Origin of the sequence: Paucilactobacillus vaccinostercus DSM 20634 (genome assembly GCF_001436295.1) — a bacterium.
Lineage (GTDB): Bacteria > Bacillota > Bacilli > Lactobacillales > Lactobacillaceae > Paucilactobacillus > Paucilactobacillus vaccinostercus.
In genome coordinates this window covers 13,357-34,617 of the sequence record NZ_AYYY01000006.1, presented here as the reverse complement: position 1 = coordinate 34,617, position 21,261 = coordinate 13,357, and the positions used below count along the sequence as shown (strand labels likewise).

At 41.4% G+C, this 21,261-nt stretch carries 20 protein-coding genes and 1 other annotated feature; of the genes, 2 read left to right on the top strand and 18 right to left on the bottom strand.

All coding sequences use genetic code 11. The features are described 5' to 3' along the window. Positions 1-9: 9 nt before the first annotated feature. The 16 genes from ileS to FC26_RS01935 form a co-directional block, all read right to left on the bottom strand. Positions 10-2,811, bottom strand: a complete 2,802-nt coding sequence (ileS, locus tag FC26_RS02010) for an isoleucine--tRNA ligase (RefSeq protein ID WP_057777421.1) — start codon at positions 2,809-2,811, stop codon at positions 10-12. Positions 2,812-2,882: 71 nt separating this feature from the next. Continuing rightward, positions 2,883-3,095, bottom strand: a binding site (T-box leader). 26 nt (positions 3,096-3,121) lie between these two features. Next, positions 3,122-3,814: a DivIVA domain-containing protein gene (locus FC26_RS02005; protein ID WP_057777419.1), complete on the bottom strand. Its 693-nt coding sequence runs from the start codon at positions 3,812-3,814 to the stop codon at positions 3,122-3,124. Between the two features lie 14 nt (positions 3,815-3,828). After that, entirely contained in the window at positions 3,829-4,617 is a 789-nt protein-coding gene (locus tag FC26_RS02000; protein ID WP_057777417.1) for a YlmH family RNA-binding protein, read from the bottom strand. An 18-nt stretch (positions 4,618-4,635) separates the two neighbouring features. Further along, the gene (locus FC26_RS01995; protein WP_191978870.1) at positions 4,636-4,899 is read right to left on the bottom strand and encodes a YggT family protein; all 264 of its coding nucleotides are present in this window, start codon (positions 4,897-4,899) and stop codon (positions 4,636-4,638) included. A gap of 18 nt (positions 4,900-4,917) precedes the next feature. After that, positions 4,918-5,346 (bottom strand): cell division protein SepF, encoded by a 429-nt coding sequence (locus FC26_RS01990; RefSeq protein ID WP_057777415.1) that lies wholly within the window; start codon positions 5,344-5,346, stop codon positions 4,918-4,920. Between the two features lie 94 nt (positions 5,347-5,440). Continuing rightward, complete coding sequence (ftsZ, locus tag FC26_RS01985; protein WP_057777413.1) at positions 5,441-6,643, bottom strand: cell division protein FtsZ; 1,203 nt, start codon at positions 6,641-6,643, stop codon at positions 5,441-5,443. A 25-nt stretch (positions 6,644-6,668) separates the two neighbouring features. After that, positions 6,669-8,051, bottom strand: a complete 1,383-nt coding sequence (gene ftsA, locus FC26_RS01980; RefSeq protein ID WP_057777410.1) for a cell division protein FtsA — start codon at positions 8,049-8,051, stop codon at positions 6,669-6,671. Between the two features lie 167 nt (positions 8,052-8,218). Beyond that, on the bottom strand, positions 8,219-9,061 hold the full coding sequence (locus FC26_RS01975; protein WP_057777408.1) for a cell division protein FtsQ/DivIB: 843 nt from the start codon (positions 9,059-9,061) through the stop codon (positions 8,219-8,221). A 27-nt stretch (positions 9,062-9,088) separates the two neighbouring features. Then, positions 9,089-10,180: an undecaprenyldiphospho-muramoylpentapeptide beta-N-acetylglucosaminyltransferase gene (gene murG / locus FC26_RS01970; protein WP_057777406.1), complete on the bottom strand. Its 1,092-nt coding sequence runs from the start codon at positions 10,178-10,180 to the stop codon at positions 9,089-9,091. Next, a complete protein-coding gene (murD, locus tag FC26_RS01965) occupies positions 10,181-11,554 on the bottom strand; it encodes a UDP-N-acetylmuramoyl-L-alanine--D-glutamate ligase (protein ID WP_057777404.1) in 1,374 nt (457 codons plus the stop codon). An 18-nt stretch (positions 11,555-11,572) separates the two neighbouring features. Continuing rightward, positions 11,573-12,529 (bottom strand): phospho-N-acetylmuramoyl-pentapeptide-transferase, encoded by a 957-nt coding sequence (gene mraY / locus FC26_RS01960; RefSeq protein ID WP_057777402.1) that lies wholly within the window; start codon positions 12,527-12,529, stop codon positions 11,573-11,575. An 18-nt stretch (positions 12,530-12,547) separates the two neighbouring features. Next, a complete protein-coding gene (locus FC26_RS01955) occupies positions 12,548-14,701 on the bottom strand; it encodes a penicillin-binding transpeptidase domain-containing protein (RefSeq protein ID WP_057777400.1) in 2,154 nt (717 codons plus the stop codon). Next, the gene (ftsL2, locus tag FC26_RS01950) at positions 14,701-15,084 is read right to left on the bottom strand and encodes a cell division protein FtsL (protein WP_057777398.1); all 384 of its coding nucleotides are present in this window, start codon (positions 15,082-15,084) and stop codon (positions 14,701-14,703) included. The genes FC26_RS01955 and ftsL2 overlap by 1 nt, the downstream gene beginning before the upstream one ends. Positions 15,085-15,111: 27 nt before the next feature. Then, on the bottom strand, positions 15,112-16,059 hold the full coding sequence (gene rsmH, locus FC26_RS01945; protein WP_057777396.1) for a 16S rRNA (cytosine(1402)-N(4))-methyltransferase RsmH: 948 nt from the start codon (positions 16,057-16,059) through the stop codon (positions 15,112-15,114). Positions 16,060-16,079: 20 nt separating this feature from the next. After that, on the bottom strand, positions 16,080-16,508 hold the full coding sequence (gene mraZ, locus FC26_RS01940; RefSeq protein WP_057777394.1) for a division/cell wall cluster transcriptional repressor MraZ: 429 nt from the start codon (positions 16,506-16,508) through the stop codon (positions 16,080-16,082). 163 nt (positions 16,509-16,671) lie between these two features. Further along, positions 16,672-17,010 (bottom strand): hypothetical protein, encoded by a 339-nt coding sequence (locus FC26_RS01935; protein WP_057777392.1) that lies wholly within the window; start codon positions 17,008-17,010, stop codon positions 16,672-16,674. A 111-nt stretch (positions 17,011-17,121) separates the two neighbouring features. Between FC26_RS01935 and FC26_RS01930 the strand changes: the two genes are divergently transcribed. Further along, positions 17,122-18,087, top strand: a complete 966-nt coding sequence (locus tag FC26_RS01930) for a magnesium transporter CorA family protein (RefSeq protein ID WP_057777390.1) — start codon at positions 17,122-17,124, stop codon at positions 18,085-18,087. Positions 18,088-18,153: 66 nt separating this feature from the next. After that, a complete protein-coding gene (locus tag FC26_RS12425; RefSeq protein ID WP_083483715.1) occupies positions 18,154-18,270 on the top strand; it encodes a DUF4044 domain-containing protein in 117 nt (38 codons plus the stop codon). Positions 18,271-18,337: 67 nt separating this feature from the next. Here the strand turns inward: FC26_RS12425 and FC26_RS01925 are convergent, their stop codons facing one another. Next, a complete protein-coding gene (locus tag FC26_RS01925) occupies positions 18,338-20,638 on the bottom strand; it encodes an FtsK/SpoIIIE family DNA translocase (protein ID WP_057777388.1) in 2,301 nt (766 codons plus the stop codon). 10 nt (positions 20,639-20,648) lie between these two features. Next, positions 20,649-21,161: a tRNA (cytidine(34)-2'-O)-methyltransferase gene (locus tag FC26_RS01920; protein WP_057777387.1), complete on the bottom strand. Its 513-nt coding sequence runs from the start codon at positions 21,159-21,161 to the stop codon at positions 20,649-20,651. Positions 21,162-21,261 lie beyond the last annotated feature (100 nt).

Sequence of the window (21,261 nt, the reverse complement as noted above, 5' to 3'; positions counted from 1 at the left end):
ATTTAATCCCTATTTTTCAAGGCCCTCACTGACGGTCTCAGGGAATTCACGCCGGACGATTTCCGCACAACGTGCACATAATTGTGGATAAGCACTGTCCGAACCGACATCGGTCGTCGTCATCCGGCAACGTTGACAAACTTCTCCTTCAGCAGCAGCCACTTTAATCGCAACACCATCGTTGTAATTTTCTGCATCTGCAGGTGTTTCATCCAACGCATGAACGTGAAGGTCAGAAACTTCCAACAACTGACGTGTGTCGCCGTTCAGTCCAGCCAACACCTTTTGATTTTCATCAGACAAGTATAAGTCTAAGCGTGCTTCAAGTGACTTTCCAATTAGTTTTTCATTTCGTGCTTCTTCTAGACTCTTCAAGGCGTGTGTTCGAATTGTCATGAATGCTTCCCAAGTTTGAAGAAGTTCTTTCTCATCATCGTAGTGCTTAACTTCTGGCATTTCTGCCAGTTGAACGAACTCTTCTGGTTCCTTCAAGTACTGCCAAATTTCCTCTGTCGTATGTGGCAAAACTGGCGTTAACAGTTTCGTCATTGACACAAGAACTTGATAGAAAACAGTTTGCATTGATCGACGGGTTTGTGAGTTTTCACCGTCAATATAAACAACATCTTTAGCCACATTCATGTAAAATGCTGACAATTCAGTTGTGATAAAGTTCATCAATTGTTTATAAATATCCAAAAATTCGTAGTTATCAAAGTGTTTCTTCGTTGACTCAATGAATTCATTAAGTTTTACGAGCATAAATTGATCAACCGATTCTAGATCGTCATATTCAAGTGCATCCTTTTGTGGATCAAAATCAGTCGTGTTAGCGAGTAAGAACCGCATTGTATTCCGGAACTTCCGGTAGCTTTCAGAAACCTGTTTAAAGATCTCCATTGATACCCGTACATCGGCAGATGAGTCAACACTCATAACCCACAAACGGATAATTTCAGCACCCATCTGTTTAACAACTTTGTTTGGCTCAATCGTATTGCCAATTGACTTACTCATCTTCTTACCTTCACCATCAAGGGTAAAGCCTTGGGACAAAATTGATTTGTAAGGCGCTTTGCCAGACACCACTACACTGGTAATCAAACTGGAGTTAAACCAACCACGGTACTGATCGGAACCTTCCATGTACATATCTGATGGATAAGTGAGATAATCACGTTCAGCTAAAACACCCTGATGTGATGAACCAGAATCGAACCAAACGTCCATGATATCAGTTTCTTTAGTAAACTTTCCATTTGGTGAGTGTTCACTCGTAAAGCCTTCTGGAAGAAGGTCTTTGGCATCACGATCAAACCAAACGTTGGATCCATATTCACCAAATAGATCGGCAACGTGATTAATCGTTTCTTCCGTCATAATTGGCGTCCCATCTTCACCGTAGAAAATTGGCAACGGCACACCCCAGACACGCTGACGTGAAATTACCCAATCACCACGATCCCGGATCATATTATGAAGACGTGCCTTACCCCAACTTGGGTAGAACTTAACATCATCCAAAGCCCCTAAAATTTCATCACGAATTTTGTCAACTGAGGCAAACCACTGATCGGTTGCCCGGAAAATGATCGGTTTTTTAGTCCGCCAGTCGAATGGATAACTATGTTTGATTGGCATATATTTCAGCAGCAAGCCAGCGTCCTTCAGTTTATCCAAAGAGATCTTATTACCATCTTCATAGAAGACACCTTCAAAATCAGGACCAGCTTCCTTGGTCAGGTATCCTTGATCGTTCACTGGAACAAAAATATCCAGGCCGTACTGCTTCCCAACGTTATAATCATCTTCACCAAAACCAGGCGCTGTATGAACCAGCCCAGTTCCGGCGTCAAGTGTCACAAAGTCGCCCAACATCGTAACTAACTTCCGCTCTGGAAAGAAAGGATGCTGTGCAATAACACGATCTAATTCTCGACCCTTAACGGTCTTTTCAACTTGCACATCTTCCCATTCGAACAACTCCGCACACTTGTTAACCAATTCAGCTGCTAAAACGAACTTCCGATCGTCACCCGAATGTGTGACAACGGCATATTCAAAATCAGCATCGACGGTAATTCCTTCGGATCCAGGAATCGTCCAAGGTGTCGTCGTCCAGACAACCATATAAGTCTTGTCATTTTCAAGGACACCCTTACCATCGACCACTTGTTCTCCGTAGAAAGCTGATGGTGAAGTAACATCCTTGTAATCAACTTCAGCTTCCGCCAGAGCTGATTCAGAAGACCATGACCAGAATACTGGCTTTTTACCACGGTATAAAAGGCCTTTTTGAGCAAAGGCACCAAACACTCGAATTTGAGCAGCTTCGTATTCTTTTTTTAGTGTTAAGTATGGGTTATCCCATTCACCTGCAACGCCCAACCGTTTGAAATCATTACGCTGCTTTTCAACTTGTTCTAGCGCATATTTCCGACATAAATCACGGAATTCTGAGGTGTTCATCTTTTTACGATCATACCCCATTTTAGTAAGTTGTTGCTCAATTGGTAAGCCGTGCGTGTCCCATCCAGGAACGTAGGGTGCACGGAATCCTGACATGGATTTATAACGTACAATAATATCTTTGGTAATTTTGTTAAGTGCATGCCCAATGTGAATATTTCCGTTGGCATATGGAGGCCCATCATGTAGTACAAATGTTGGTTTACCCTCATTTAATTTTTGTCGCTGTTCATAAACTTTATTTTCAGCCCAGATATTCTGCCGTTCAACTTCCTTAACGGGTAAATTACCGCGCATTGGAAACTTGGTTTTGCCAAGATTTAGTGTTTCTTTAACTCGCATAATCTCTGCCTCCTATAATTAATATTGTATGTAGCGCCGTCGGTATGATGAAAAATAAAAAATCCCCGCCCGCAAGGGACGAAGATTTCGTGGTACCACCCAAATTTAGAATTAAAAAATTCTCTTTGTCATTCAATAACGGGGATGACCCGACTTAGTCTAACATAATCGACTAAATATTCGGAGATGATCTATCAGTTTCGTAACTTGGTCAACCTTTCACCACTCGTTGACTCGCTTTCAAGCACGTCTAACCGACTTGCTGTTCTCTTCATTATTTTCATCATATTCAGCTAATTGAGCGCTTGAATTACTTGTCGCTGTCGGGAAAAATCACAACAGTCTCGCCAGCTGCAGCAGCGTCATTCACCGGTTCTTCAACCGTCTGCGTATCCGCTGGCTGCTCAGCAACCTCGCTCGCTGGTTCTGAGTTTACACTTTGATTTCCCTCATTGTCAAGAGTCTTTCCTAAAACCTTTTGGATTTCATCATATGAGCTCACATCTGATTCTTTTAATAAGTCATCCCAATCATCGCTTGTGACAACTCCTAGTTGTGATTCTAACATCACTTGTAGCCGCTGTCTGAAGACACGCGTCTGCTTCTTCAAGTCATTGGTTTCAACCGTTAGCTTACGAGTAGAGTCTGCCGCGTTAGAAATCAACTGATTTGCCTTTTCATTGGCCTCAGACACGATGTCAGTAGCTTGCTTTTGAGCTTCACGTAACGTAATGTCGGCTTCTTTTTGAGCATTGGACTTTACTTTATCAGCAGCTTCTTGAGCAACTAAAATCGATTGGTTCAATGAATCTTTTAACTCAGTAAAATATTTTAATTTTTCTTGATCAGCTTTGACCGATTCCTCAAGATCATGATTTTTTTCGGTCAACATCTGAAAATCTGATAACACTTGATCCAAAAAATCATTTACTTCGTCAACATTGTACCCTCTCATTTTTGTCGAAAACTTTTTATTTTGAATATCTTCTGCCGATAAACTCATCTAAAATTCCTCCATTACTTAGCAGTCACAAGCGATATCGTAACCCTAATTTTATTCTTTTTTGTTAATTGACCTACATACTTCAGTCTAATTCTACCACCATGTCTAACGGAAATTAAATCGTGAATTGCTACCGGATAATCTGGTTTTTCCATTTCCGTCCAATTCAAACGTACTTTTCCATGCTCAATCAGTTCCTTTGCTCGATTTCGGGAGTAGTTAAATGCGGTTGCAATAATCGCATCCAATCTTAACGAACTGACAGTCGTTTCAACATCCCCTGAATCGGACACCTGACTAATCACATCATCAATTGTCATTGGTACTAGTTGTATTTTAACATTCGCAATCTTATCAACCTGCATGCGAATATACACTAGCATTTCAGCCTCGACCATCACCTGCCAACGGGTACCATCGGAGATAATATCACCAAATGTTGCACGTTCAATGCCTTGACTAATCAACGTTCCCAAAATTTGACGATGCTTCAATTCCGCAAACTTCACAGGATATTTAACTTCTAATACCTGAATCTGAAAGTCCTCAATTTGCGGTTCATAATATGATGGATAGATGAGAACCCGCTTCATTTCAGCACCATCAACACCACCTTGCGCCTGCATCGCAACATCATCATTTTGATTGACCAGTGTGGAAGCAATATAGCGCTGTCGCGGATTCAGAAAATGAGTTAAAATCGGCCGATATTGGTCGATTGCTTCACGAATCCAGCCATTAATCGCGTCGATAACTGAGCGTTCATCTGCACGGAAATGCTGTTCTATGTTGCTATCTGCCATTTTTCTGACCCTTTCTCGCTAAACCATCAGTAAATACAGGTATGAAACACCATGCTGTGCCAAATACAATACCATAATTGCAACCAATGGCGAAAAACTAATTCCTCCCAGCGGAGGAATAAAATCAAATAATCGAATGTATGGTACCACCAAGCGGTTTAATAAAAGGCCTAATCGGCTTTGTGAAGCACCAGGAAACCATGAAAGTAACGCCCAAACGACAATCACCATTGCATACAGGTTTAAAAGTTGTTCAACGACATAAAATATAAATCCAATCAAACTGCTACCTCTGCTCTTCTAAAAATTATCTTGATCCTTGGTTAGATTTGCGGATAAATTACCTGAAATTTCGTAATTGTGTGGCGTGCACAAGAAAATTTGATCGCCAACACGTTCAATTGCGCCATCAATTGCAAAAACCGTTCCATTAAGAAAATCAACAACCCGTTTAGCTTCCGCATTATCCATCTGGTTGAAGTTAACAATGATTGCACGATCGTTTAACAACTGTGTTGCAATTTCTTTCACATCGGAATACAGTCGTGGTTCAAAAAGCGAAATTTTGCCATAATCTGTATTTTGACGTCCGCTATTGATTGACACCACTTTTTGATTCCTTCCACTTGTTGGCGTTGTATCGGTCGTTCCGGTATCTTCATAATCCTGTTCATCTTGTTCTTCATCATCAATACCAAAGAAATTATTTAAGCTAAATTTACCAGCCATGATTATTCCTCCTCGCTTGCCTGATTGTAAAATGGGGTCGATTGCCAAATTATCTAACTACTCAGCTAATCGTCCCCACCAACCAATATTTATATTATGAACGACGTTTTTTGAAGAATGGCGGCGTATCTAAGCTATCCTCGTCATCATCAGCCACGTTTTCACTATTATCATTAAAGACACTAAACTCTGGCTTTTCAACCTTATCTAAGTCACTCTTCTTACTATCAGAATTACCTGATGGCGTCGTTTGCACGTCCCAATCACCAAATGGATCGTCACTTGGTTGTTGACGTTGTGCTGGTTTGGCAGCATCCGTATGACGCGCAGATGACTTCTTTTCATGATCAATGCCCGTCGCAATTACAGTCACACGCACCTCATCACCCAAGCTTTCATCAATTGATGTCCCGAAGATAATATTGACATCCGTCGTAGCAGCCTGTGTCACAATATCTGAAGCATCTTGGGCTTCAAACAATGATAAATCTGGTCCACCTGTAATATTCAACAGAACATTATCAGCACCATCAATTGAAACTTCCAATAATGGCGATGAAATTGCCTTCTTCGTTGCTTCTGCTGTCCGGTTTTCACCGGTTGCAGACCCAATTCCCATTAAGGCAGATCCTTGATTAGCCATTACCGTCTTAACATCGGCAAAGTCCAAGTTGACATAGCCAGGTGATGTGATTAGGTCAGAAATTCCTTGAACACCTTGACGAAGTACGTTGTCAGCTTCCTTGAAAGCTTCCATCATTGGTGTTTTTTTATCAACCATTTCCAATAGACGATTGTTGGCAATCACAATCAGTGTATCAACACTGGCCTTCATCTTGGCAACCCCTTCGGCGGCATAACGTCCACGCTTGGGTCCTTCAAAACTAAATGGTCGTGTCACAACCCCGACTGTCAAAGCGCCTTGATCCTTAGCGATTTTTGCGACAGTTGGTGCAGCACCATTCCCAGTACCACCACCCATTCCGGCAGTAACGAATACCATATCGGCACCTTCTAGTGACTGTGCAATCTGTTCTTCGCTTTCTTCAGCAGCTTTTTCCCCAATTTCTGGGTTTGAACCTGCCCCAAGGCCACGGGTAAGCTTGGGTCCTAATTGAATTTTTGTTTCGGCATTTGACGCATCGAGTGCCTGTACATCAGTGTTAGCAACAATAAAATCTACCCCGCTAACATCTTCTGAGATCATCCGGTTGACAGCATTACTACCACCGCCACCAACACCGATTACCTTAATCTTGGCGCCAAATTCTTGGCCCGCTTCCATTGAATAATCCATAATCTAATTCCTCCATCGCTGCTGATTAATCAAAAAAGTTATTAAAGAACTTCTTTACACCTTCAAACCGTTTCTTTTTAGGCTGTGTATGTTCTTCGTGAACGTCTTGCTTCTGATTTTGTGCTGGCTGTTGTTTTTGCTCTTGCTTTTTGGAACGTGTTGTTTGTCGAACTGCTCGACTATCAGCATTCTTTCGCTGACTTGCATTGACACTGGTCGTCTTACTACTTCCTTGACTCGTATATCCGACTGCTTGTTTAACAAGCAGGTCAACATCAGACAGAACACTCTCATACTGAGCAAGTGATAATCCTAAAGTAAACGCCGGATGTCTGATCCCCATTTGATCAGGAACATAGACCTTGGCATTAATCTCAAAGAAATTCTGTGCAAGTTCAGCAATTCCAGGTAATGCCGTTGCTCCACCAGTTAAAATGATTCCTCCTGGTAGTTCCAAAGCCTTAATGGCTTTTAACTGGTCGTTAATCCGACTAAAGATTTGCGTTACCCGCGCCTCAATCACTTCTGAAAGGTACTCTTCATTCACTTCTGTAGGGTCTTCTTTACCGACCTCACTAACAGAAAACGTGGTTGTAGCAGACGCTTGGCTAGCATCTGCATAGCCGTAGTCGCGCTTCAAGCGTTCAGCATTTTGCAGTGACGTGTTCAAAACGACCGAGATATCCTTGGTAATGTACTGACCACCTTCTGGGTCAACATAGGTAAACTTCAACTGATGATCGTGAACGACGCTGGTGGTTGTCTGCCCACCACCCACATCGATCACAATTGTACCAAAATCCTGCTCGCCGTCATTCAAAACTTGCTTGCCAATCGCAAGCGGCGCTACAACCATGTCCTGAACTTGAAGCCCCGCCTTTTGAATTGCCTTTTTGGTGTTGTGCACCACCGTCTTAGGTCCCGTGAATAATGTAGCGTGTAATTCGAGTCGAACCCCCACCATTCCACGAGGATCCTTAATTTGATCAAACCCATCGACAATAAATTCATTTGCCAATAGATCAATCACTTCACGTTCTGGTGGAATATTTTGAATCAATGCCGCCTTAGCAACATCAACCACATCTTGATCCACAATTTCGCGTGACTGATTTTGATCAGCAACCGTCACCATACCTGTGCAACTTTCGACTTTTAAATAGTTGGCTGGTAGTCCGACCACAACATCTTTGATTTTAACATTGGACTTTTCTTCCGCCTGTGTAACTGCTTGCTGAATTGCTTGAGCAGTCTTATCGATATCCACAATGATTCCCTTGTTAAGACCAGCTGAGGGTTGGCTACCAACACCAACCACTTTTAACTGTCCCTTAACTTTTTCACAAACAATCGCTTTAATCGAGGTGGTTCCAATATCTAATCCAACGTAAACTCCTGAATTATCCATTTACGTGGAACCCTCCTATTGTTTTTATTTTAGTTTTATTGTCTTTTAAAATTATATTGAACTATACCGATTTTAACACACATAACCATTGGTCTGAAAGGCTTTACGCACATTTAAATGATCACTTTAATATTTTTTTAGTCAACTATCAAAATCAGCCAATTTTCTCAGTAACTGCGCGAATAAGCACCAACCTCTAAGTTCACGATGCCACTACTACTCATTGAACTAGCAATGCCTGGATAGTAAGCCATTTTTTCCTTCAACTGCGTATATTTAATCAGTACCTCATTGCCGTCATTCATAAACAATCTCAATCGTTGTGGATCGTTTTTCGTTGGTTGAAATTTGACTTCGGAAATGCCATCTTGAATTACCTGAGATAAACCTGCATACTGCTGTGCCGTTTGTACCAATATTTTTTGTGACTTAAACCCAGAATAAACGGCCCCACCATGCACGGGTGATCCCTGCGCATGGTTAATCACATGGCCACTCGACAAAACAGGCAGATACACACCATTTCGATAAACCGATCCAATTAATTGGTTCTCTACAACTGTCAGTTTAATATCCCGAAATCCAGTTACGCTAATCGCAACATTCTTAATCTCCGGATTTTCTTTTCGAGCCGTCTTATTGATCACCTTGGATCGCTGATCAATTTTCCACATAAAGTCATTCGTACTCAGTCCAGTGGCTTTAATAACTTCCCGATCAGTAAGTTGATGATTACCCACAACGTCGATTTTATCCACTTTACTGAATGGTGATATGATAAACAGCATTCCTACAAAAATCGTAGCAAAAAAAAGCAGTAGTAGTATTGCGCGCAATGCAGTTCTTCCATGGCGCTGCTTTTTCAGTTTCGGCAACTTATTGCCAATCGATTCGGACGATTGATGACGATGAACTTGATGTTGCTGCTTGCGTTCTAATTCACGTTTCTCAATTTCCGCCAGGCGTTGTGCGTATCGATGGTGGGAAAAATTGTGATGATCGTCACCCATGTCAGTCCTCCTCCCCTGAGCTAAATCTTAATTTTGTGCATCTCGTAATACTGCGATTAACCGATCCGCGGCATCCGGCATTCCCATCTCCTTGGCATGTTGTGCCATTGCTTGACGTAATGGGGCATCTTGCATCAATTTATCGGCAGCTTGGGCCAATGTTGCGCCAGACAACTGATCTTCTTTAATCATTTCTGCAGCCTGTTGGTCCACCAATGCCTGAGCATTTTTGGTCTGATGATCCGCCGTCACGTATGGGCTCGGAATTAAAATTGATGGAATTCCTAACGCGGTGATTTCTGCAATACTAGTGGCACCAGCACGACCAACAATGACATCTACTTTGGGCATCATGCTTGGCATGTTGCTAATGTACGGCTTAATTACGATATTATGACCAACTTGTGCTTCGCCCAACTGAGTCATCACTTGTTGATAACGTTTTTGTCCCGTGGCAAAAACAACCTGGTACTTTCTATCATTGAATGTTGGAATCGCCTCAACAACACTAGTATTAATTTTAGGTGCACCTTGACTACCACCAAAAATCATCATCGTTGGAATATCATCTGCAAGTCCTAACTCCGTCCACGAAAAATCACTCTTACTATTTGCAACTTGCTGTGCACGCGGATTACCAGTCATCACGACCTTTTCCTCAGGGAATTGTTCCTTAGCTGCTTGAAATGCAATCGCAATTTTTGTCACGTACCGGCTCAAAAACTTATTTGTGATTCCCACAACACTATTTTGTTCGTGAATCACGGTTGGAATTTTCATTTTGGCCGCTGCGTATAGTACCGCACCACTCACGTATCCACCAGTTCCAAGAACCACATCCGGTTTAAATTCCTGAATCATTTTACGGGCATCATGCACACTTTTTAAAAATAGATAAATCGTTTTGAAGTTTTCAAGCGATAATGATCGCTTGAATCCCTGAATTTTAATCGTCTTAAAATCAATTCCTGCCGCTGGAACAATTCGATCTTCCAACCCACGGTGAGTTCCGACATACAAAACTTCAGTATCGGGTTCGATTTGTTTTAATCGTTCAATAAGCGCAAGAGCTGGATAAATATGTCCGCCTGTTCCGCCTCCTGAAACCATCAATCGCATTTACTTTTCCTTCTTTCCGGTTAATTGTTCAACCGCAGCAATAAACTTATCACCACGAATTTCAAAGTTTGGGTATTGATCCCAGCTGGCATTAGCTGGTGATAACAGAATCACGTCTCCTGGCGCGCTTAATTCAAACGCAATTGGCACTGCAGTTTCACAATTTTTTGTATGCTTGATTGTTTTGATACCTGCTAATTGCGCAGCATCTGCCATTTTATCGGCGCTTTCGCCAAAAACAATTATTGCTTTGACGTGATCCCGAAATGCAGGAACTAATTTTTCAAATGTATAACCACGGTCCAACCCACCAGCTAACAATACGACCGGCTGTTTGAAGCCCTTGAGTGCCATTTCTGTTGCTTCAATGTCGGTCGCCTTCGAATCATTATAGTAAATTCGTTGTTGGGCTTCCATCACATACTGCATCCGGTGTCGAACGCCACCAAATGACCGTAAAACATGAATGATATCTTCATTTGAAACGCCCAAAATTTTAGCAACGGCAATTGCAGCCAGGGCGTTTTCAACATTATGATCACCAACTGCTTTAATTTCAGCCGTTGGCATGATCTCTTCATCACGCCAAAAGATTTGATCGTTTTTAACATATGTTCCTTCGTGACTCTTGCCAAGTCGAGAAAATGGAATCATTTGCGCCTTTGTCTGCTGACTGAGGGTCTGCCATTCATCAGTATCCCAATTAATTACAAAATAATCCTCTGCAGTTTGATTGGCAGTAATTTTCATTTTGGCCGCCACATAATTCTCACGTGTTTTGTGATAATCTAAGTGGTTTGAAAAAATATTTGTAATCACTGCAACATGTGGATGCAACTGCTGGGTTCCAACTAACTGGAAGCTCGATAACTCAGCCACGATGGTTGAATGACTGTCAGCGTTTTGAACCACGCCACTAAAAGGAATACCGATATTACCAGCTTTGAAGACCTCATGATGATTATGACGAGCTAAGATATCACGAATCATCGTAGTCGTCGTTGTTTTACCATTACTTCCGGTGACGCCAATCAAAGTTCCATCATAAACACGGCTAGCAATCTCAACCTCTGTCACGATTGGGGTGCCAAGCTCAACAAATTTTGCAACTAGCGGATTGTCATAAAAAATTCCTGGATTTTTGACAACCAGATCAAATCCTTCATCCACTAATGATAAGGGATGTGATCCAGTAATCACACGAACACCAAGTTGTGTTAATGTATCAACCTGTGTTAAATCCTTTGGTGTGTTCTTATCGTTGACAGTGACCTGGGCCCCTAGCTTCACGAGAAGTTGAGCAACTGAAACCCCACTCTTCCCAAGTCCTATCACCAAAATTTTTTTATCATCATAATCGCTAATGCTTTCCATTTCGTTCAATCTCCCTAATTAAAATAATATGATGTAGCCTAAAACAATTAACGCACCAATTAACCCAACGAACCAAAAAACATAATCAACCTTCCATTCGCTCCAACCAGACATTTCAAAGTGGTGATGAATTGGGCTCATCTTAAAGATTCGCTTACCCGTTAGCTTAAATGATGCAACCTGTAACATAACACTGGCCGTTTCCACCACGTAAATAATCCCAATCAAGAGTAATGAAAATGGGTGATTCAACACCAATGATACCGCGGCGAGAGCACCACCTAACGCTAATGACCCCATATCACCCATGAAAATTTTTGCAGGTTTATGGTTGTATGGGAAAAAGCCTAACAGTCCACCAATTACGGCCACGCAGAAAATTGCAACATCATATTGGTGTTGGTAACTGGCAACTATTGCGTAAGCAACAAATGAAATCGTCGCTAAACCAGACACTAACCCATCTAAACCATCCGTCAAGTTAACCGCATTTGAAAAACCTACTTGCCAAAAAATAATAAAAATTGCAAACAACCAACCAATTTGGAAAGTACCAAATCCCATTGGAAAACCTTCGTGCTGATAAATAACCGCAAAGACCATTGCTGCAATTACCTGTGCCAGCGCTTTTTGCCACGGTTTGAACCCTTCATTTTGATGATGGAAAATTTTAATACTATCATCCCACATTCCAATTAACCCATAGGCAATTAGTGAGAATAATAAAGCCCCCATCGTTGGTGTCAAAAGCCCCTGCCAAACTGCGACCCACAGAGCTGAAATAACAGCAGCAATAATGAATAGTGAACCACCCATTGTCGGCGTTCCAGCTTTTTTAGCGTGCCACGTTGGTCCAATTTCTCGAATCTGTTGTCCCTCTTTTTTGGCACGAAAATACTTTATCAGCGATGGCATCAGGGCAAACGTAATGACGAATGCACTCACGATCGTTAAAATTGTTGCAATTATATTCATGGTAATCCTCACTTTTTATTATTTTTGTTTAAACACAACTCTTAATTGTTGATGTTGTTTAATTTGGGTACCCTCTTTGATACTTTGGCTAGTAGCATAACCGCTACCACTCACGGTTAAATCAAGTCCCGTTAATTTTGCATATTGGTTCACATCTGCTTGTGACCAACCATTTAAGTTCGGAATCGTTACGTTGCCACCCGTTATGAGGAAGATTTTACTCTTCGCCAAAACATACGTCCCCGCTTTAACTGATTGCTGCTTCACTTTGCTACCACTTCCGATAACCGTCACGCCCAGTCCCAGCTTGCTAAGTGCTGCCTGAGCAGTCGTCGTTTCTTGACCAACATAATTAACCAGTTTGACTTTACCCGCATTTTTTTGATTAGCTGCCTTAGCACTATCCAACGCCTGTTTCATTACCGGATTAAAGACATCCGCTAAATAAGTTTCTGCCGAGCTAGATGTATTTTGTGGCTTTTTAATGGTGACATACATAATATATTCAGGATTCTTAGCGGGTGCCATCCCCACAAAAGAATACACATAACTGTTGCTTCCCTTTTCATAGCCACTAGAGCCACTAATCTGAGCCGTTCCTGTTTTACCGGCAATCTTGTAACCATCAATCTGATACTTGCTTCCAGTACCATCATCAGCATAAACCACACCCTGCATGTACTTACGAACTTGTTTTGCAGTTTGCGCGCTTATGGGGTTACCCACGACCTTCTTCCCATATGATTTGACAGATTGATTAGTCGATGGATCAACGATTTTTTTGATAAAGTATGGCTTAAGCATTTTACCATTATTTGCCACTGCACTAAAGGCCTGCATCATCTGCATAACATTGACGGTAATTCCTTGACCAAATGCCGTGTTCGCTTGTTCTAACGCACCTGAAAACGGAGACGAGCCACTGACTTCACCGGTGGTTCCAACCACATTTGTTTTTTGTAAGAATCCAAACTTGGTTAAATACTTTTTCCAGGTACTAGCGCCCATTGTTTGTTCCAGGTAGGCCATCCCAACGTTACTAGAACGTTCAAACCCCTCTTTGTAGGTAATATATCCCCAACCAGCCTTGTTCCAATCTGTCACTTGACCATCGCCAACTTTGAAAACCCCGGACTTGTAGACAGCATTAGGATTAAAGTTTCCTGAATCAATGGCCGCGCTGATCGTAAAGACCTTCATTGTTGAACCTGGTTCATACGCATCTTGCGTAAGCGTATTTCGCCAAACTGGGCTCGACGTGGACTTATAATTTGGTCGTTGCGTTGCCGCGACAATTGCACCTGTTTTCGCGTTCATTAAGACCGCGTTAAATGATTCTGGGTGGGAAGCACTTACGGCTGCACTTACACGATCTTCTAATAGGGTCTGCAGTTGCCGGTCGAACGTCGTATAAATATTATCACCATTCTTAGCCTTTTTGGCCGTCTGCTCAGTGTTGGCAATCTGATAGCCAGATGTATCTTGTTTAGCCTTTTTAACACCATTTTGTCCACTAAGTTGTTTGTTGAATACCTGTTCAATTCCCATTTGACCAACAAGTGTGGTATTACCAGATTTTTTGCTTGTTTTTGATTGCGCCAATCCAACAATTTGCGAAGCAAAATCATCGTCTGGATATTCACGGGAAGGAGATGATACAAAATTAATTCCACTCAAATGGTAGGCGGCAATTTTTTGTTTAGTGTTAATTGAAATATTATTTCCCGCACTACCAAATTCAACCTGAAAAGTGTTCGATTTAGTCGGTGTCAAAATTTTTAACGCTTTTTGTTCTGAGATTGGTAAATACTTCGCTAAAATTCGAGCCGTTTTTTTCTTATTGGTGACATACAACGGTTTACCATTCACGGATTTTTGACTATGATCAACCACCGCATACATCGAATACGTTTTGGAATCTTCAGCTACCGCCTTACCTGAAGCATCATAAATCGTGCCCCGCTTTGCCTGAATCACTTGTTTTTGCGTATATAAATGTTCGGTTCTTTCCTTTAAATTAACATTTTTAACATCTTTAAAAATGGCAATATAAGAAAAACGAACAATTAGTAGAGCAAACAACGCAATCGCGATAAAGAATAGCCATTGACCAAATACCTTACGATTTTTTGTTGTTTTTCTACTATTTGTCCGTTTATGATTCTTATTCATTACTTATTAACGTTCCTTATATTTGAATTCGAAATCGTCAAGCCATATTTTTGAGCCACCTGTTCCAAGTGTTGTTGACTTGTTAATTCACCAATCACTTGTTTTGAACTTGTGTTTTGGCTGTTAACTTTCGTAATTTGTGTATTAACATTTTGTAATTTGTGCTGCGCATTTGTGACTGCGATTTTCGTTGATACTAACGAAATCATCATAAATGTTAACATAACACCACACACTGTCACCAGTGCTTTTTCGAACTTCGACCAGCCAACCTTATCCGGCATTGGTACCTGTCTTGGTGCCCGTTCGGGGGTTGATTTCACCTGTGGTTGACTAACTTGTAATTCTTCTAGTGGTATTTGTTTCGCAGCATTAGACGCCATGCTAATCACGTTCCTTTTTCTATTTTTTTATTTAATTTTTTCGATAATTCTCAATTTTGCGCTATGTGCGCGATGATTTTCTTCTAGTTCCGTTTCACTTGCTGTAATTGGCTTGCGGTTTACTAACCGATAGTGAGGCTTCATTTCTTCTGGAATAACTGGTAATCCCGCCGGAACATCTTGCATCTGCGTCCGTTCCCTAAACATGGCTTTCACCAACCGGTCTTCCAATGACTGAAAGGTAATCACACTAATTCGGCCATTAACATTCAATAGTTCGAGTGCTTGTTCCAGAGACGCTTCCAGTGCGCCAAGCTCATCATTAACTGCAATTCGAATCGCCTGAAAACTGCGCTTTGCTGGATGACCACCATGTCGGCGTGCCGCTGCAGGAATCGCATTTTTAACAATTTCAGCTAATTCTACGGTGGTCTCAATCGGTTTTAACGCACGTTGCTTTTCAATGGCACGCGCAATTGGCTTCGCAAATTTTTCTTCACCATAACGGTTCAAAATTTTGACCAGTTGCTGATATGGCCACTCATTAACAACTTGTTTGGCATCTAATGCCTGACTCTGATCCATTCGCATATCGAGCGGTGCATCGTGATTATAGCTAAATCCCCGTTTGGCATCATCAAACTGTGGTGAAGAGACACCTAAGTCATAAACTATGCCATCAATCGATTGAATGTTTAACTGTTCAAGCTGTACCTTTAACTGGCGAAAGTTGCTTTCAACCAACGTTAACTTATTCTGTTCTATCGCCTGTGACAGATGCTGTTGATTATACTTAATCGCCGTTTGGTCCTGATCAAATGCATACAAATGTCCCTGTGGCGACAATTGCTTAAGGATTTCTCCTGTGTGACCACCACCACCAAGTGTTGCATCAACGTAAACGCCTTCCGGCTGAATATTTAATCCGGCCACCGCTTCGTTTAGTAACACTGTAATATGATTAAATTCAGGCATGTGTTTTCCCCCACGGCAGTTTATAATCCAAAGTCCATCTTTTCGGCAATTTCATCGAAGTTTTCTTCAGCTTCATCGGCAAAACTATTCCAGCGATCTTCACTCCAAATTTCAATTCGATCTGACACCCCAACAATGACACACTTCTTTTCAAGTCCGGCATGTTGGCATAGCGTGGCTGGCAAATTAATTCGCCCTTGTTTGTCCAATTCACACTCAGTAGCTGCCGAGTAAAAAAAACGAACAAACGAACGGGCGTCCTTTTTAGTGAGTGGTAACTCTTTGAGTTTTCCCTCTAATACTTGCCACTCACTCATCGGATATCCGAATAGGCAACCGTCCATTCCACGTGTCACAACAAACTGTGTTCCAAGCTCTTCACGGAACTTTGCTGGAATAATTAGACGCTTTTTGGTATCAATTGAATGTGAATATTCTCCCATAAACACGTCTAATCACCCCATTTCGATAACGCTTAAGAAAAGTCTACCACAATCCACCACAATTCACCACAACTTGGTTAAAATATTTATCTGCAAAATAAATAGCAACGTTTACTATGAGCAAACGTTGCTATATCAACTGTTATAAGAATTTTGTACAAGTGGGGACTTATCCCATAAAAGTGTAAAAAATAGAGGCAATGTAGACAATTGTGGCATAAAAAACCGTGATTTTCCAAAAAAAACGCCAGAATCGGTGGTAGATAAGTTCACCACTTACCAAAATTTGCCCAATCACAATCAGCATTCCAATCAACGCCCACAACATCATGGGATATGAAAACCAACGCCACGTTAAATTAATACTACTGTAGTATCCCATTAAAAATGGCCAAACCGTACTATAGCGGAAAAATCGTGGCCACCAACGATGTAAAATCCGTCTCATTAAGGTTATAATTACTGATACTAAAGTAATTATGACGATTTGAAGTATAATTTGTTTCATGACAGATTCACCTTTTTTATAAATTAGTTACGAATCATAAACACGCATTATTATAATGAAACAAATCAGACTATTCAACAGCTTGGACAATAGAAATTAGGAGGTGCTTACTTGATTCAGTTTTTTGCGGTCAACCACCAACACTTGGTCTTGATTAACGAAGAAGATATTTTTGCGAATCCCGATCAGGCACGTTGGATTAACGTCGAGTCTCCTAGTCAAGAGGATATCAATGAATTAATGACCCTTTATCAAATTCCAAAATACTTTTTTACTTCTGTTTTGGACGACCATGAACCTTCCCGGGTAGCCAATCTGTCATCAAATAATGACGAAGCCAGCATGCTATTACTTTCCTATCCGAAACATCAAACAAGCCCCCTTGGCTATCTCAACTACGCAACATATCCAATTAACTTTATCGTCATTCACCACATCATTATTACTATTTCAGATCATCCGGCCCCCTTTATTCAACGGTTTGTTATGCGCCAAGAAGTTTCTAGCCAAATCATTCCGGATCAAAAATGGTTATTAACACAGATGTTATGGTACATTGCCCATGATTATGTGACCTCTTTAAACGACATTAGTCACCAAATGGAAATTTTAGAAAAGCAATTAACTTCGGCAACCCAAAATGAACAGATATACCAGATTATGGCATTACAAAAAACGCTAATTGAATTTGAAAGTGCGCTAACACAAAATCGACCGGTTCTAAAAGCCCTTCGATCCGCCAATTTTTTAGTTTCGGATCACACAAGCAAACTCAATAATGCTGCTATCATTGAAAATGAACAGGCCCTCAGTATGTGCCACATTCAGAGTCAAATCTTGGATCAATATAGTAACATGGTTTCAGCGGTCGTTTCGAATAATTTGAATGCCGTCATGAAAATTTTAACTTCTATCACCCTTATTTTAACCATCCCAACTATTATCGGCGGACTATACGGAATGAATGTCGCGCTGCCCGGTGCTCACCTCGCATCCGCTTTTAGTCTCATTCTTTTCGTCACAATTATTATCAGCGCCGTAACATTAGTGCTGTTAAAGCGGCACAATTACATGTAATGATTGAATTTTAGGCATAGTTTCGTTACACTTATAAAAGTATTTTGAAAGGCGGCATCTGATTTTATGAAAAAAAAGAAGCGTTCAACATTTGAAAAAATTACAATGATCGCTATCTGGCTTATGTTGATTTCCATGATTGGTAGTTTAGTATTTGCAGCCGTATCGGCCCTCATGTATTAACAAAATTGTCCTATAACGTCAAAAAGGATGAATTACGAAGTTTTCACTTCGATAATTCATCCTTTTTTTAATCCTTTTTCTCTTTGAAAACTTGGCGCGGTTTTGATCCTTCTGCTGGTCCGATCAATCCTCGCTGCTCCATTTCATCAATCATTCGAGCCGCTCGATTATACCCAATTCTAAAACGCCTTTGAATCAGAGAAGTCGACGCTTTTTGCTGATCAATCACGAAATCAACTGCTTCTTGATAAAGATCATCTTCATCCTCATGAGTTTCGTCTTGCACCATTTCTTCATCACTCACAACAATATTTTCATCATATTCAGCCGTTTGTTGCTGCTTTATAAAATCAACGACTGATTCCACGTCCTTATCGGAAATAAATGCCCCTTGAACCCGGGTTGGTTTATTTTGATCGATCGGCATGAAGAGCATGTCCCCACGACCAAGCAATTTTTCGGCCCCGTTGGCATCCAAAATTGTTCTTGAATCAATTCCACTAGAGACTGCAAACGCTACTCGTGATGGCACATTAGCTTTGATTAACCCAGTAATAACATCTACGGACGGTCGCTGTGTCGCTAAAATCATATGAATGCCCGCGGCCCGTCCCATTTGAGCAATTCGCACAATGGCATCCTCAACATCATTTGAGACCGTCATCATCAAATCTGCTAATTCATCAACAATAACCAAAATCAACGGTAAATAGGGATTGTTTTCACCCTTATCTTCGTTACTTTTCTTAACCATCTGGTTATAACCATCAATGTTTCTAACCCCAAATCCGGCAAATAGTTCATATCGGCGTTCCATTTCACCAACAACCTTTCCTAACGCCTTCGCGGCCTTCTTAGGCTGTGAAACGACAGGACTCAGTAAATGGGGAATTCCATTATAAACACTTAATTCCACTTTCTTCGGATCAATCATTAAAAATTTCACTTGATGGGGCTTCGCCTTCAGCAAAATGCTGGTAATCATGACATTAATCGCCACTGACTTACCACTCCCAGTTGCACCAGCAACCAGTAAATGAGGCATCTTGGTCAAATCCGCCATCACGACTTGCCCGGTGACTGCGCGGCCTAATGGCACCTCTAAAATTTTATTATTCTTCGGGGCCGACTCAACCATGTCCCGGAATCCAACCGTTGCAATTTGTCGGTTCGGAACTTCAATCCCAATTAAAGATTTCCCCGGAATTGGTGCTTCGATTCGAATATCTTTGGCAGCCAATGCTAATGCCAAATCATCGGCCAAGTGTACAATCTTACTTACTTTAACACCAACCGCCGGCCGTAATTCATACTTAGTCACTGATGGTCCTAAACTGACGTTTTCAATCTGAGCGTCCACCCCAAACGAAGCAAAAGTATCCTGCAAAGTTTGTGTATTTTGATTGATTGCTTTTAATTCTGCACTTTGATCCGTAGCCCCAATCTTAGTTAGTAAGGCACTACTTGGCAGCTGATAGTCCTCATTTTCACTTTCCTGCGCCGGTTTAATCGTTATCTGATCATCGTCATCATCATTGTGACTCGCCTTTGCCTGCGTTTCACTGGCCACCGTAATCTTAGGCTCTAATGGCTTGTCTTTTACAGGCGGCGTGGTATCTGCTGGATCATCAAAGAAGTCTGTCACGTGTTTTGGATTATTATCATCAGCAGAAGCTGTCGCCGGAGACACCTTCTTTGGTTGTCGGACTCGTTTCGGTCGTGGCTGCCTTTCAGGCAATTCATCCTTCAGCGAAGCAAGCCACGTTCCAATGGCTCGCAGCCCCACATCAAGTTTCTTTAAAATCGTGACCATCGGGATATTAAAGAAAATAACAATTCCAACAACGATCAGTAACCATGCAACCATGATCGTCCCTAAGCGTGATAGTAAAAAATATGATAGCTGGTACAAATAAGCACCCAGCATTCCGCCACCGACGGGCATATCAAAACTTCCTTGCATGATATCGGTATTCAAATTGGTCCAGGTTTGAGTGACGAACTCACTATGCCGATTTAGCTGATCAAACATGGCACCATGAAAGAGTAGTAAAACACCCACGTAGCCAATCACAAATCCTAGCATAAAACGCCACTTAAAACGTGGCCAGCGCCCCTTGAGTGCCATTCCCGCACCGTACAACGCAATGACTAATAGCATAACATCATACGTTTCACCAACGATTACCCGAAATAATCCTGCAACTAACGTTCCAATTGCACCGAGGTTAAATAGCCCCAAAACCACCAGTAAGACAACAATGACGCCTCCTAGGTTATTTAGCGCTGAATCATATTTACTTGAGCTCGACTTGCGACTGGTTGACTTCCGCTTTGTAACTGTCTTCGTTTTTGCCCTCCGCGCCATTTTTTTCACCTTACTTTAGTTTATCATTGTCGTATTCGTGAACCCGTTCCAGGTTCGGAAAGCTTTGCTGTCTCAGTACCTCATAAATAACAATTGCTGCACTATTTGATAAGTTCAACGCACGAATTTTCGAATCGTCTTGTGGAATACGAATCGCATTTTCGGGATATCGACGCATGAATGGTTCCGGTAATCCGGTTGTTTCCTTACCAAACAAGAAATAGTAATCACCGGTATTAACCGAATAATCTGGCGTCGTATAATCACGACTCGCAAATTTTGAGACAATAAATAATTTGTTAATATCTGGAATCGTCTTAATAAAGTCTGGTAAATTATCATGATATGTAATTTTTACTTTATCCCAGTAATCTAATCCTGCGCGCTTCATATGCTTATCATCAACAGAAAAGCCTAACGGTTTAATCAAGTGAAGTTCTGTATCCGTTCCCGCACACGTTCTCGCAATATTCCCCGTATTAGCGGGCATTAATGGTTCAAATAATACAATATGATTTGTCACAATAAAACTCCTTTAATTTTGCCAAAATAAAAAAGCAGGGTCTCGGTGTGGGCACGGCGAAACGCTGCTTTAATGAAGTACTCCTTGGTAATTACCAACG

Bases quoted from the DNA above. Each gene is read 5' to 3' on its own strand.
- ileS (WP_057777421.1), bottom strand. From the start codon at position 2,811: ATGCGAGTTAAAGAAACACTAAATCTTGGCAAAACCAAGTTTCCAATG.
- FC26_RS02005 (WP_057777419.1), bottom strand. From the start codon at position 3,814: ATGAGTTTATCGGCAGAAGATATTCAAAATAAAAAGTTTTCGACAAAA.
- FC26_RS02000 (WP_057777417.1), bottom strand. From the start codon at position 4,617: ATGGCAGATAGCAACATAGAACAGCATTTCCGTGCAGATGAACGCTCA.
- FC26_RS01990 (WP_057777415.1), bottom strand. From the start codon at position 5,346: ATGGCTGGTAAATTTAGCTTAAATAATTTCTTTGGTATTGATGATGAA.
- ftsZ (WP_057777413.1), bottom strand. From the start codon at position 6,643: ATGGATTATTCAATGGAAGCGGGCCAAGAATTTGGCGCCAAGATTAAG.
- ftsA (WP_057777410.1), bottom strand. From the start codon at position 8,051: ATGGATAATTCAGGAGTTTACGTTGGATTAGATATTGGAACCACCTCG.
- FC26_RS01975 (WP_057777408.1), bottom strand. From the start codon at position 9,061: ATGGGTGACGATCATCACAATTTTTCCCACCATCGATACGCACAACGC.
- murG (WP_057777406.1), bottom strand. From the start codon at position 10,180: ATGCGATTGATGGTTTCAGGAGGCGGAACAGGCGGACATATTTATCCA.
- murD (WP_057777404.1), bottom strand. From the start codon at position 11,554: ATGGAAAGCATTAGCGATTATGATGATAAAAAAATTTTGGTGATAGGA.
- mraY (WP_057777402.1), bottom strand. From the start codon at position 12,529: ATGAATATAATTGCAACAATTTTAACGATCGTGAGTGCATTCGTCATT.
- FC26_RS01955 (WP_057777400.1), bottom strand. From the start codon at position 14,701: ATGAATAAGAATCATAAACGGACAAATAGTAGAAAAACAACAAAAAAT.
- ftsL2 (WP_057777398.1), bottom strand. From the start codon at position 15,084: ATGGCGTCTAATGCTGCGAAACAAATACCACTAGAAGAATTACAAGTT.
- rsmH (WP_057777396.1), bottom strand. From the start codon at position 16,059: ATGCCTGAATTTAATCATATTACAGTGTTACTAAACGAAGCGGTGGCC.
- FC26_RS01935 (WP_057777392.1), bottom strand. From the start codon at position 17,010: ATGAAACAAATTATACTTCAAATCGTCATAATTACTTTAGTATCAGTA.
- FC26_RS12425 (WP_083483715.1), top strand. From the start codon at position 18,154: ATGAAAAAAAAGAAGCGTTCAACATTTGAAAAAATTACAATGATCGCT.
- FC26_RS01925 (WP_057777388.1), bottom strand. From the start codon at position 20,638: ATGGCGCGGAGGGCAAAAACGAAGACAGTTACAAAGCGGAAGTCAACC.